The sequence below is a fragment of the Streptomyces sp. NPDC056948 genome, assembly GCF_042674225.1.
Taxonomy (GTDB): domain Bacteria; phylum Actinomycetota; class Actinomycetes; order Streptomycetales; family Streptomycetaceae; genus Streptomyces; species Streptomyces purpurascens.
Map to the genome: position 1 here is coordinate 1 of NZ_JBHUQX010000314.1, position 11,493 is coordinate 11,493.

13 protein-coding genes are annotated in these 11,493 nt (G+C 71.4%); 7 read left to right on the forward strand and 6 right to left on the reverse strand.

What is annotated here, in order from left to right:
• A partial coding sequence (locus ACFTZL_RS31855) for a maltotransferase domain-containing protein (protein WP_382589712.1) occupies positions 1 to 601 on the reverse strand: 601 nt, incomplete at its 3' end.
• Between the two features lie 75 nt (positions 602 to 676).
• Positions 677 to 1,000, reverse strand: coding sequence for a DUF5133 domain-containing protein (locus ACFTZL_RS31860; protein WP_382589715.1), 324 nt, complete (start codon positions 998 to 1,000; stop codon positions 677 to 679).
• 365 nt (positions 1,001 to 1,365) lie between these two features.
• Between ACFTZL_RS31860 and ACFTZL_RS31865 the strand changes: the two genes are divergently transcribed.
• Entirely contained in the window at positions 1,366 to 1,878 is a 513-nt protein-coding gene (locus ACFTZL_RS31865) for a pep a2 (protein ID WP_382589717.1), read from the forward strand.
• A complete protein-coding gene (glgX, locus tag ACFTZL_RS31870) occupies positions 1,875 to 4,019 on the forward strand; it encodes a glycogen debranching protein GlgX (protein WP_382589720.1) in 2,145 nt (714 codons plus the stop codon). The genes ACFTZL_RS31865 and glgX overlap by 4 nt, the downstream gene beginning before the upstream one ends.
• Positions 4,020 to 4,025: 6 nt before the next feature.
• On the opposite strand, the gene ACFTZL_RS31875 is transcribed toward glgX, so the two are convergent.
• Complete coding sequence (locus ACFTZL_RS31875; protein ID WP_382589723.1) at positions 4,026 to 4,829, reverse strand: VOC family protein; 804 nt, start codon at positions 4,827 to 4,829, stop codon at positions 4,026 to 4,028.
• Positions 4,830 to 5,080: 251 nt separating this feature from the next.
• Here ACFTZL_RS31875 and ACFTZL_RS31880 point away from each other — a divergent pair, with 251 nt between their 5' ends.
• Entirely contained in the window at positions 5,081 to 5,401 is a 321-nt protein-coding gene (locus ACFTZL_RS31880; RefSeq protein WP_382589726.1) for an ANTAR domain-containing protein, read from the forward strand.
• A 20-nt stretch (positions 5,402 to 5,421) separates the two neighbouring features.
• On the opposite strand, the gene ACFTZL_RS31885 is transcribed toward ACFTZL_RS31880, so the two are convergent.
• Positions 5,422 to 6,213: an RNA polymerase sigma factor SigF gene (locus ACFTZL_RS31885; protein ID WP_382589729.1), complete on the reverse strand. Its 792-nt coding sequence runs from the start codon at positions 6,211 to 6,213 to the stop codon at positions 5,422 to 5,424.
• A gap of 249 nt (positions 6,214 to 6,462) precedes the next feature.
• On the opposite strand from ACFTZL_RS31885, the gene ACFTZL_RS31890 reads away from it, so the two are divergent.
• The 4 genes from ACFTZL_RS31890 (at position 6,463) to ACFTZL_RS31905 (ending at position 9,305) form a co-directional block, all read left to right on the forward strand.
• Positions 6,463 to 6,918: a MarR family winged helix-turn-helix transcriptional regulator gene (locus ACFTZL_RS31890; protein ID WP_382589732.1), complete on the forward strand. Its 456-nt coding sequence runs from the start codon at positions 6,463 to 6,465 to the stop codon at positions 6,916 to 6,918.
• Positions 6,915 to 7,772 carry an ABC transporter ATP-binding protein gene (locus tag ACFTZL_RS31895; RefSeq protein WP_382589735.1) on the forward strand — a complete coding sequence of 286 codons (858 nt, stop codon included), beginning with the start codon at positions 6,915 to 6,917 and terminating at the stop codon, positions 7,770 to 7,772. The genes ACFTZL_RS31890 and ACFTZL_RS31895 overlap by 4 nt, the downstream gene beginning before the upstream one ends.
• On the forward strand, positions 7,732 to 8,592 hold the full coding sequence (locus ACFTZL_RS31900; protein ID WP_382589738.1) for an ABC transporter permease: 861 nt from the start codon (positions 7,732 to 7,734) through the stop codon (positions 8,590 to 8,592). The genes ACFTZL_RS31895 and ACFTZL_RS31900 overlap by 41 nt, the downstream gene beginning before the upstream one ends.
• Positions 8,593 to 8,783: 191 nt before the next feature.
• A complete protein-coding gene (locus ACFTZL_RS31905; RefSeq protein ID WP_382589741.1) occupies positions 8,784 to 9,305 on the forward strand; it encodes a hypothetical protein in 522 nt (173 codons plus the stop codon).
• 24 nt (positions 9,306 to 9,329) lie between these two features.
• On the opposite strand, the gene hemC is transcribed toward ACFTZL_RS31905, so the two are convergent.
• Both hemC and ACFTZL_RS31915 read right to left on the reverse strand, forming a co-directional pair.
• Complete coding sequence (gene hemC / locus ACFTZL_RS31910) at positions 9,330 to 10,265, reverse strand: hydroxymethylbilane synthase (protein WP_382589744.1); 936 nt, start codon at positions 10,263 to 10,265, stop codon at positions 9,330 to 9,332.
• 69 nt (positions 10,266 to 10,334) lie between these two features.
• The gene (locus ACFTZL_RS31915) at positions 10,335 to 11,357 is read right to left on the reverse strand and encodes a questin oxidase family protein (RefSeq protein WP_382589747.1); all 1,023 of its coding nucleotides are present in this window, start codon (positions 11,355 to 11,357) and stop codon (positions 10,335 to 10,337) included.
• Positions 11,358 to 11,493: the final 136 nt, after the last annotated feature.

Consider the following 11,493-nt stretch of genomic DNA (forward strand, 5'->3'; position numbering starts at 1 on the left):
CGTACAGGGCCCGCTCCCGCTCCACCAGCAGCGGCAGCGGCTCGGAGGTGGTGACCAGGTCCCGCAGCGGATGCCGGGCCAGCACCTCGTCCACCTCCGGCGTCAACGCCCCCGCGAGCCGGGCCGGAGGGGACAGGGAGTCGTCGCGCAACGTCTTCGCCGCGCCGAGCAGCACGCCGCGGCCGTCGTTCTTCGGAACGCCCGCCGCCGCCCGCTCGTAGAGCTCGGCGCCCTCCTCCAGGACCAGGCCCGGGTCGATGCCGGCCGGCACCTTGATGCCCGCCGCTCGGCGCCAGGTGGCCACCGGATCGCTCCAGGCCTGCACCCGGTACGACCAGCGGCCGACCGCGTTCGCGGTGACCTCGGCGCCCCAGCGGTCGCTGCCCGGGGCCAGCTCCCGCATCGGCGTCCACGGCCCGGGGCGGCCCTCGGGGTCCTTGAGCACGACATTGGCGGCCACCGCGTCGTGCCCCTCCCGGAACACGGTGGCGGTGACCTCGAACGTCTCTCCCACGACCGCCTTCGCCGGCCGGTTGCCGCTCTCCACGGCCGGGCGGACATCCCGTACCGGGATGCGGCCGATGGCCCGGGTCCTACTCATGGTCCTCACCTCCACCGTGCTCGAAACCGGGCCCCCAGGGCCCGGTTCATGGGGACAAGACGTGCGGGAAGGCCGTTACCTTCCCGCTGGGTACCGCCGCTCCGCCGTCGGCGGTCTTCGTCGCACCGCGGTGGCCGGACGGGGTCGTTCGTTCTGTTCCTGCAGACAGGTGACCTGCTGTTCCTGCAGATAGGTGAGCTGGTTCGTGCGCAGGTACCGCTCGGCCGCGTCCGCCGCCTCCCGCGCGCAGCGCTTGCCCATCAGCACGCAGAGCGTGTAGCCGGAGTCCTCGAAGGTGGTCCGCACCGTGCGGTCGTTGGGTGCCGCGAGCATCACGCGTTCCCAGGCCCGGTAACGCCGCAACTGCCGGGCGACTTCGGCTTTGGCGGGTAGCAGCATGGCGCCGATCACCTTTCGGGCTCGAGGGGCACGGTTTCCCGACGGTCGGACGGCGGCCGCGCGCACAGCGACACGGACCCGTCCCGGCGATCGAGTTCTGTCACACATGGTGCATGTATGACAACGCAACGTCCTGTTGGAGCTTCAACCAGTGGCGCGTCCGGGTGATCCGTTGAGGCCGTAGAGGTCCGTTCGGTTGCAGGTCCCGACCGCCTCGGCCGTGCGCTCGTGTTGCACGAACGGGCTAGCCCCCTCAGTCTGAGGGTGACTCAGAAGCGATACACGCTCACGTTCCGTGCTCGGGGCTCGTCCCGCAGGACTGCGGGAGCGAGGAGGAGCTGAGCCTCGCGGTGAGGAGCCGACCGATGAAGACCGCAGTGCCCTGCTACTACCACCTCGACGTGGAAGTCAGCCCGGAACGGGTGGGACAGGTCAGCCGCATTCTGGCCGCTCACCTGAAGTTCTGGGACCTGGACAACCTGATCCAGCCCGTCTGCGGCGGAGCCGAGATGCTGCTCGAGGCCATCGACGAACACGCCACGGACAAGAACACCTCGATCGAGATGTGGTGGAACGGGCAGCACCTGATCACCGCCATCGGGGACAACGACCGCGCCCTGCGCCCCGACCAGGAACTGCGAGGCTGCCTGGAGCACCTCGCGGCGATGAGCGACGGCTGGGGCTGCTGCGCCACCGAGACCGGCAGCAAGGTCATCTGGTTCTCGCAGCGCGCCCGCGCCGGCGAACGCGTCCCGCTGGTGCCGACCGCGCCCGCCCCGCGTCTCAGCGAGGGCCTCGACGTGCCCCGCGAGGTGCGCGTCGCGCAGCTGGCCGGCCCGGCCGGCGCACCGGACGAGGTCCTGGAGGAGGCTCGGTGACCCGTCGGCAGCACCGGAACGGGGCGTCCGCCTGGAGCGGGCGCCCCTACCCGCTGGGCGCGTCCTACGACGGGAAGGGCACCAACTTCGCCCTCTTCAGCGAGGTCGCCGAACGTGTCGAGCTGGTCCTCGTCGACGACGACGGCACCCACACCCGGGTCCCGCTGGCCGAGGTCGACGGCTTCGTGTGGCACGGCTACCTTCCTGGCGTCCGCCCCGGCACGCGCTACGGCTACCGCGTGCACGGCCCGTGGGCCCCGGCCGCCGGACACCGCTGCAACCCGGCGAAGCTGCTCCTCGACCCGTACGCCCGCGCGGTGGACGGGCAGATCGACAACCACCCCTCGCTTCACGAGCGCAACCCGGACGGGCCCGACCCGGCCGACAGCGCCGGGCACACCATGCTCGGCGTGGTGACCGACCCGGCCTTCGACTGGGGCGACGACCGCCCGCCCAGCCGTGCCTACGCCGACACGGTGATCTACGAGACCCACGTCAAGGGCTTCACGCGCACCCACCCCGGGGTGCCCGCCGAACTCCGCGGCACCTACGCCGGACTGGCACACCCCGCGGCCGTCGAGCACCTCACCTCGCTGGGCGTCACGGCCGTGGAGCTGATGCCGGTCCACCAGTTCGTCCAGGACGGTGTGCTCCAGGGCCGCGACCTGGCCAACTACTGGGGCTACAACACCATCGGCTTCTTCGCCCCGCACAACGCCTACGCCGCGCACGGCACCCGCGGCCAGCAGGTCGCCGAGTTCAAGTCGATGGTGAAGACCCTGCACGCGGCCGGGCTCGAAGTGATCCTCGACGTGGTCTACAACCACACCGCCGAGGGCAACGAGAGGGGCCCCACCCTGTCCTTCCGCGGCATCGACAACTGCTCGTACTACCGCCTGGTCGACGGCGACTGGGAGCACTACTACGACACCACCGGCACCGGCAACAGCCTGCTGATGCGCCACCCCTACGTACTTCAGCTCATCATGGACTCGCTGCGGTACTGGGTCACCGAGATGCATGTCGACGGGTTCCGCTTCGACCTCGCGGCCACGCTGGCCCGGCAGTTCCACGAGGTGGACCGGCTGTCGGCGTTCTTCGACCTCATCCAGCAGGACCCGGTGATCAGCCGCGTCAAGCTGATCGCCGAGCCGTGGGACGTCGGCGAGGGCGGCTACCAGGTGGGCAACTTCCCGCCGCTGTGGTCGGAGTGGAACGGCATGTACCGCGACGCCGTCCGCGACTTCTGGCGCGGCGAGGACCATACGCTCGGAGAGTTCGCCTCCCGGCTGACCGGCTCCTCCGACCTGTACGCGCACAGCAGGCGCCGGCCCCGTGCCAGCGTCAACTTCGTCACCGCGCACGACGGTTTCACCCTGCGCGACCTCGTGTCCTACAACGACAAGCACAACGAGGCCAACGGCGAGGACAATCAGGACGGCGAGAGCACCAACCGGTCCTGGAACTGCGGCGCCGAGGGCGCCACCCGTGACCCGGCCGTACGGGAACTGCGCACCCGCATGCAGCGCAACCTCCTCGCCACGCTGCTGCTGTCCCAGGGCATCCCGATGCTCTCCCACGGCGACGAACTCGGGCGCACCCAGCGCGGCAACAACAACGCCTACTGCCAGGACAACGAGATCTCCTGGATCGACTGGCGGCTGACCGAGGAACAGCGCGACCTGCTGGAGTTCACCCGGTACGTCATCAGGCTGCGCACCGGGCATCCCGTGCTGCGCCGGCGCCGCTTCTTCCTGGGCGAGACCCTGACCCACGCGGACCAGCCGCTGCCCGACCTGGTGTGGCTGGCGCCCGACGCCCGGGAGATGGCCGACGACGACTGGCAGCGCGGCGACGCGCACTCGGTCGGCGTCTTCCTCAACGGCGACGCCATCGCCGAACCCGACCCCCGCGGCAGGCCCGTCGTCGACGACTCCTTCCTGCTGCTGACCAACAGCCACTGGGAGCCGGTGGACTTCCGCCTGCCGGACGCCGCCTACGGTGAACGCTGGACGGCGCTGATCGACACCGCCGACCCGGAGGGCACCCCGGACGAGGCGGAGCACAAGGCGAGCACAGGCCTCACCGTCGGAGCACGCAGCCTGGTCCTGCTGTCCCGGCCGTCCCGGAAGACCCGCTGAGCCGGATCAGCGGCCGCGGCGCGACGTCACAGTGAACTGGGCCCCGTCGTGGTCGCGCAGCACGGCCTCGTCGCTGCCCTTGGACAGCACGCTGCCGCCGTGCAGCTCCGCGGTCCGGGCGCAGGCCTCCACGTCGTCGACGGTGAAGTGGACCTGCCAGTGCGGCCGGATCGTGGGGTCGGGGGCCGCCTCCAGCGCCCCCGACTCGATCCGTGCCACCACGTCACCGCCGCTGCGCAGCACGACCTCCCCGCCCTCGTAGTGGACTTCGCAGCAGCCGGGGCGCTGCGTCGCCCAGTCGAGGATCTCGCCGTAGAAGATGGCCGCGTCGAAGGCGTCACGCGTGTGCAGCGTGATGAAGACCGGCTGCGCGTTGCGCCAGGTCTCCCAGTCGGTGAACAGGTCGCCCTCCCAGATCCCGAAGGTCGCCCCGTCCCGGTCCGCCAGCAGCGCCGCCCGGCCGGGCGGCAGGGAGAGCGGCCCGACCGCGACCGTGCCCATACGTTCCTGCACCCGCGCCACCGCCTCGTCCGCGCTGCGTACGGCGAAGTACGGCGTCCACGCCACGGCCATCTGCCACATGGTCGCCACCCCCGCGATCCCGGCCACCGGCGAGCCGTCCGCCAGCGCGATCCGGTGCCGGTCGCCCATCTTGGCCGGACGCCACTGCCAGCCCAGCACGGCACTGTAGAACTCCTCCGTCGCCTTGACGTCACGACTGGTCAGGCTCACCCAACAGGGCGCGCCGACCACGGAGTGTGATGAGACGACGTCCTTCGTGCCGGAAGAGGCGGGCATGTCGTGGTTCATGGCGTCGTGTCCTGATCTCGTCGGCCTGGCAGCCACCGGAGGATTGCACCCAGTGTCCAACCGGAACCGCTGTGGGCGCCTGCCGAGTACCCCGGCGGCGACGCACAAACGGTGTCGTGAACCGGCCTGGTCCGCCCCGGTGGCACCGGGCGGGCCGAGTGACGACGATGGATGGGTCGGACACTGCGTCAAGGCACTCAAGCACCCTGTGAGGCCACACGGACAGCGGCGCACCGGACCCGGAGGTGACCATGCCCACGGACGGGGGCTCGGAGCGGATCTTCGAGCTGCAGGAGGAGATCCAGCAGCTGAAGGAGGCGGTCGTCTCCCACGCCGTCGTGGACCAGGCGATCGGGATGGTGGTGGCGCTCGGCCGGGTCTCGCCCGACCAGGGGTGGGCCGTGCTGAAGGAGGTCTCCCAGCACACCAACATCAAGCTGCGCAACGTCGCGGAACTGATCCTCGTGTGGGGGCGCACCGGCATGATGCCCCAGGAGATACGGGCCGCACTGGAAGACGCCCTCGACCGCGCCGGACCGACGCAGATCCCGGGAACACCGCCGGAGGTGTGACCCCCGGCGGCCCGATTCGCTCACCCGGTCTCGGTCAGCAGCTCCTCGCGCAGATGGGCGAAGCAGCTGCTGAGCAGCCGGGAGACGTGCATCTGCGAGATGCCGAGCTGCTCGGCGATGCGGCTCTGCGTCATGCCCTTGAAGAACCGCAGGTAGAGGATGATCCGCTCGCGCTCCGGCAGCGCTTCCAGACAGGGCCTCACGGCCACCCGGTTGACCACGATGTCGAAGGCCGGGTCCGGCCCGCCGATCGCGTCCCCGAGGGCGTAGCCGTCCGTCCCCGGCATCTCCGCCTCGAGCGACAGCGCGGAGAAGCACTCCAGGGCCTCCATGCCGGTGCGCACCTCGCCCTCGGTGAGGTGGGCGTACTCGGCGATCTCGGCGACCGTGGGGGAGCGGCCGGGGGTGGTCTGCGACAGCTCCTTGGCGGCGTGCCGCACCCGGTTGCGCAGGTCCTGGACCCGGCGGGGCACGTGCAGCGTCCACATGTGGTCACGGAAGTGGCGCTTGATCTCGCCGGTGACCGTCGGTACGGCGTAGGCCTCGAAGGCGTTGCCGCGCGCCGGGTCGTAGTGGTCGACGGCCTTGACCAGGCCCAGGGCGGCCACCTGGTACAGGTCCTCCAGGGCCTCGCCCCTGCCGCGGAAACGGACGGCGATCCGCTCGGCCATGGGCAGCCAGGCCTCGACCAGTTCGTCGCGCAGGGCCTTGCGCTCGGGCCCCTCGGACAGCCGCGCGAGACGTTCGAACGCCGCGGCGGTGTCGGGGGCGTCGTCGTGGGGGTGCGTTCTGGTGCTGCCGGCGATACGCATGATGCGCACCTCCCTGAGCAGGTGCCGAATGGACAGACACCGTGGGAAGCACGGACTCGGACCTCACGGAAGCACCGGGGGCCCGGGCGGCTCCCACGGACGTGCCTCCTGTCCGAAGCACTTCACGGCCCATTCCCGGGCGGGAAGATTACGAAACAATTCAGACAATACGCCCACTTGGTCTTTCTTGACTTCTCTTGTACCTCTCCTTGGATCGATTAGCTCTGCTACAGAACTAATCTCGGCCGCATGGAGCCGAAGACCTTCCCCGAAGAGCTGGCCGACGCGCTCGTCGGGGTCCAGCGGCTGATCAGGCGGCACCTGCGGCGGGAGATGCCCGACCCGCGGCTGCGCGGTGCCGAGGTGGAACTGCTGCGGCTGGTCGTGACACGGCCCGGGATCGGCATCTCCGACGCCGCCAAGGACCTCGGTCTGGCGGCCAACTCGGTGTCGACTCTGGTCAATCAGCTGGCAGGGGCGGGCTATCTGGTCCGCGAGACCGACCCGGCCGACCGGCGGGCCGCCCGGCTGCTGCCCACGCCTGCCGCACGGACACGGCTCGACGACTGGCGCCGGCGCCGCGCCGCCCTCGTCCGACGCCATGTGTCCCGGCTCGACGAGACGGACCGTCAGGCGCTGCACGCGGCGATCCCGGCCCTGCGCAAGCTGGCCGACACCCTGCACGAGGAGGCCGAGGAGTCATGACCCGGGACACCGCCCCACCCCGGCCGGACGCCGTCGCCTGCACCGGACTCGCCTACGCCTTCGGCGACACCAACGCCGTGGACGGGCTCGACCTCACGGTCCGGCAGGGCGAGGTCTTCGGACTGCTCGGCCCCAACGGCGCCGGCAAGACCACGGCCATCCGCTGCATCACCACCCTGCTGCCGGTGCCCGCCGGCATGGTCCGCGTCTTCGGCCACGACACCGCCCAGGACCGCATGGCCGTACGCCGCATGCTCGGCTACGTACCGCAGCAACTGTCCGCTGACGCCGGTCTCACCGGGCGGGAGAACGTCGCCCTGTTCGCCCGCGTCTTCGACGTGCCGCGCCGGGAACGCGCCGAACGCGTGGGCCAGGCCCTGACGGCGGTCGGCCTCGCCGACGCCGCCGACCGGCTCGCCGCCACGTACTCCGGCGGCATGGTCCGCCGGCTCGAACTCGCACAGGCCCTGGTCAGCGCCCCGCGCCTGCTGATCCTCGACGAGCCCACGATCGGCCTCGACCCGATCGCCCGCACCGGCGTGTGGGAGCACATCGGCGCCGTCCGCGCCGCCACCGGCATGACCGTGCTCGTGACCACCCACTACATGGACGAGGCCGACCAGTACTGCGACCGGGTCGCCCTGATGCACCGTGGCCGGATCCGGGCCCTCGGCACCCCTGCCGAGCTCAGGGAGGGACTCGGCGCACGCCGCCGCGCCGCGGGCACGGCCCCGGACACGCCGCCCTCGCTGGAGGACGTCTTCCGTGCCGTGGCGGGCAGGGGTCTCGACGACGAGGCAGGAGATTTCCGCGATGTCCGAAGCACCCGCCGCACCGCCCGCCGGGTCGGCTGACCCCGTCCGTGACAACGCCATCGCACTGCTGCTGAAGCCCCCGCAACCCCGCGCGGGCCGGCTGCTGCTCCCGGCCCGCGTCGGCGCGATGTGCGCGGTCGAACTGCAGAAGCTGCGCCACGACCGCACCGAGCTGTACACCCGGGCGGTCCAGCCGGCCCTCTGGCTGCTGATCTTCGGTCAGACCTTCACCCGGATCAGGGCCATCCCCACCGGCGGCATCCCCTACGTCGACTACCTGGCGCCCGGCATCATCGCCCAGTCCGCGATGTTCATCGCCATCTTCTACGGCATCCAGATCATCTGGGAGCGCGACGCCGGAATCCTCAACAAGCTCCTCGTCACGCCGACTCCGCGATCGGCGCTGATCACCGGCAAGGCCTTCGCGGCGGGCGTGAAGTCGCTGGTCCAGGCGGTCGTCGTGCTCCTCATCGCGGCCCTGCTCGGAGTGGCGCTGACCTGGAACCCGCTCAAACTGCTCGCCGTCGCCGCGATCGTCGTCCTCGGCTCGGCCTTCTTCTCCTGCCTGTCGATGACCATCGCCGGCATCGTCCTCAGCCGCGACCGCCTCATGGGCTTCGGGCAGGCGATCACCATGCCGCTGTTCTTCGGCTCCAACGCCCTGTACCCGGTGTCCGTGATGCCGGGCTGGCTCCAGGCCGTCAGCAAGGCCAACCCGCTCAGCTACGAGGTGGACGCCCTGCGCGGACTCCTCCTCGGCACACCCCACCGGCTGGCGGCCGATTTCGCGGTGCTGCTCGTGGCCGCCGCGCTCGGCGTCACCGCGGCGTCCGCCCTGCTGGGTCGGCTGGCCCGTTGATCTTCACTCGGGAAAGTGATGTGCGGCACGCCTCGGCAACCGCTTTCTCCAACTGTTTCCGGATAACCGCTGGGCACGGCTTGATCGCCGATCAAATGGGATGAACTGCCTGGCCACAGCGCATTCTGCTCATTTGACAGTGCGCTGAGACCACAGATAGGAAGCAGCTTCCAGAGGTCGAGAGGGGCACCGTGTACGAGCCGAACGTGGTCGGGGACTGGCAGGAGTACGACGAGCATGCCGGTCTGCGGGTCCGCGTCCACCGTCTGGAACCGGCCGAGCCGCCCCGCGGCCGTGACGACGCCGCCGAAGGGCTGACGTACTTCTGCCTCCGCGTGACGATCGAGAACCGCGGCCGCCGGCACCTCGGCGTCCACCTCGAGGATGGCCAGATCGACGTACGGATCGGCCCGGACGGCGAGAGCGCCTTCCTCGACTGGCGTAACTCGCAGTTCATCGAGGGCTTCGACGTCTATCCGCTGCGCAAGGCCACCGCCGTGCTGTACGCGGCCGGCACCGAGGCGTCCCTGAGCCTCGTGGACGTCCAGGTCCAGCTGCGCGTCGAGGAGGAGTGGACCGACCGCCGGCTGTGGTCGGGCGGCATCGGTGTGCACGAGGGGCCCGCCGGGACCCAGCAGGGTGCGGTGCGGGACAGCCTGGCGCACCAGGTGAGCGTCTTCCTGCGGGATCAGGCGGAGGAAGGCACCGCCTGATCCGGCGCCAGAGCGGGCATCCCGTCAGTGCGGGATGCCGTCGATGATCTCGCGGGCGCCCTGACGCAGCAGGGCCACGGCGACCGAGGTGCCGAGCGTGGCCGGGTCGAGCCGGCCCGCCCACTCGTGGGCGTTCAGCCGCGTTTTGCCGTCCGGGGTGAACACACAGGCCCGCAGGGACAGTTCACCACTGCGGTCCACCCGCGCGAACCCGGCGATCGGGCTGTTGCAGTGCCCCTGCAGCACATGCAGGAACATGCGCTCGGCGGTCGTCTCCCGGTAGGTGTCCGGGTCGCCGAGGCCGCTCACCACGTCGATGAGGTCGGCGTCGCCCTCGCGGCACTGGAGCGCCAGCACGCCCGCTCCGATGGGCGGCATCATCGCCTCGGTGGAGAGGATCTCGCTGATCACGTCCTCGCGGCCGATCCGCTCCAGGCCGGACACCGCGAGCAGCAGCGCGTCGGCCTCTCCGGCGGCGAGCTTCGCCAGGCGACGGTTGGCGTTGCCCCGGAACGGCACGCATTCCAGGTGCGGATGCGTGGCGGCCAGTTGGGCGACCCGGCGCACCGAGGAGGTGCCGATCCGCGTGCCGGCCGGCAGCTCGTCCAGGGTGAGCCCGCCGGGATGGATCAGGGCGTCCCGGATGTCGTCCCGCTTGAGGAACGCGGCGAACACGGTGCCCGCGGGGAGCGGCCGGTCGGCGGGCACGTCCTTCATGCAGTGCACGGCGAGATCGGCCTCCCCGGCCAGCAGTGCCGCGTCGACCTCCTTGGTGAACGCGCCCTTGCCCTCGACCAGGGACAGATCGCCCATCCACTTGTCGCCGGTGGTCTTCACCGGCACGACCTCGGTGCGCACTCCGGGGTGGGCGGCGGCCAACTCGGCCCGGACACGCTCCACTTGGGCGAGCGCCATGGGGGAGTCGCGGGAGACGATGCGGATCAGTTCGGGGACGGACATGCGGACACGATAGACCCTCCCGCGGATGTGTTCGTGCCGTACCTCCCTCCGACCGCCCGGCATCGCGCGTCAGTTCGGGACGAGCGGCTCGCTCAGTTCGACCGCGCGCAGGGCCGCGGCGAGGGCCCGCTCGTCGCCGACGTCGAGGGCGGTGTCGGTGAGCTTGATGACGTGTTCGTCGCCATGGGCGAGGGCCGCTTCCAGCACCTCCTCCGCCGTGCGGTCCGGTGCGGGCACGACGGCGACGGGCTCGGCGGGGGCGTACATGGCGGTGACCGCCGCCGACGCCGTCCACGCCGCGTGCAGGCTCGGTGCCCACAGCTCACGCGGGAGGGAGGCCAGGGCGCGCAGTACGGCGTTGGGCGCCGTCGCGGCGTGCACCAGCATGGTCTCCTCGCCGTGCCCGTGGGTGGCGTACCGGTGGGTCGCGGCCCGGACCAGCTCGGTGAGACGGGCCCGGGCCGTGTCCGGATCGGTCACGTCGCCCGCCCACAGCGGCAGTCGCCGTACGGCCGTCAGCCGGTCGGTGAATCGGCCCCGGGGGGCGTCGATCGGCGGCACGGCGTCCAGGGACCGCGCCGCGTCCGGTGCGGCGGGCAGCGATGCGATGCCGGAGACGGGGCGGTGCCGGGCCGCCCAGTAGCCCAGGCCGTGCGCGAGTTCGGCGAGCCGCGGCGCGTTCTCGCCGGCCTCCAGGGCGCGTACGGCATGCCCGACGCGGATCACGGGGTGAGTGGAGCCGCCGTACATCCCGGGCAGCAGCCGCGGCCACCACACGGCGAGGACGTCCCGCCACGGCTGCTCGGTGAGCGCCCGGGTGAAGTGGGCGATCCAGTCGGCGGCCCGGCGCGGATCGCCCAGTGCCTCCCGCCAGTCGCCATCGGTCACGGGAGCAGAGGCCGCGGGGAAGTCCTCCAGCTTGTGCCGGTACAGATCCAGCCAGCGGTGCACGGCACCCGACCGGCCGTGCGCGGCGAGCGCCTCGACGACCATGGGGGCGTGGTTGGTGAGCCTGCCGAGCCGCTCCGGGCCCGAGGCGTGGAGCCGTTCGAGGGCCTCTTCGAGGGTCCCGGTCGTGTCGTGGGTGTCCATGACCGGACGCTATGCGGCCGCCCCGCGCCGACCGATAGGGCGCGGGGCGGAAGCCCGACCCCGCCCGGGGCCAATTCCCCCCGCCGGCCCCGGCGGGGTCAGGCGGGGGGGTCGAACCCGGAGGCCGGGGGCGTGG

Coding starts and splice junctions, on each gene's coding strand:
- ACFTZL_RS31880 (WP_382589726.1), top strand. CDS start 5,081: ATGCCCACGGACGGGGGCTCGGAGCGGATCTTCGAGCTGCAGGAGGAG.
- ACFTZL_RS31890 (WP_382589732.1), top strand. CDS start 6,463: ATGGAGCCGAAGACCTTCCCCGAAGAGCTGGCCGACGCGCTCGTCGGG.
- ACFTZL_RS31895 (WP_382589735.1), top strand. CDS start 6,915: ATGACCCGGGACACCGCCCCACCCCGGCCGGACGCCGTCGCCTGCACC.
- ACFTZL_RS31860 (WP_382589715.1), bottom strand. CDS start 1,000: ATGCTGCTACCCGCCAAAGCCGAAGTCGCCCGGCAGTTGCGGCGTTAC.
- ACFTZL_RS31915 (WP_382589747.1), bottom strand. CDS start 11,357: ATGGACACCCACGACACGACCGGGACCCTCGAAGAGGCCCTCGAACGG.
- ACFTZL_RS31865 (WP_382589717.1), top strand. CDS start 1,366: ATGAAGACCGCAGTGCCCTGCTACTACCACCTCGACGTGGAAGTCAGC.
- ACFTZL_RS31885 (WP_382589729.1), bottom strand. CDS start 6,213: ATGCGTATCGCCGGCAGCACCAGAACGCACCCCCACGACGACGCCCCC.
- hemC (WP_382589744.1), bottom strand. CDS start 10,265: ATGTCCGTCCCCGAACTGATCCGCATCGTCTCCCGCGACTCCCCCATG.
- ACFTZL_RS31875 (WP_382589723.1), bottom strand. CDS start 4,829: ATGAACCACGACATGCCCGCCTCTTCCGGCACGAAGGACGTCGTCTCA.
- ACFTZL_RS31900 (WP_382589738.1), top strand. CDS start 7,732: ATGTCCGAAGCACCCGCCGCACCGCCCGCCGGGTCGGCTGACCCCGTC.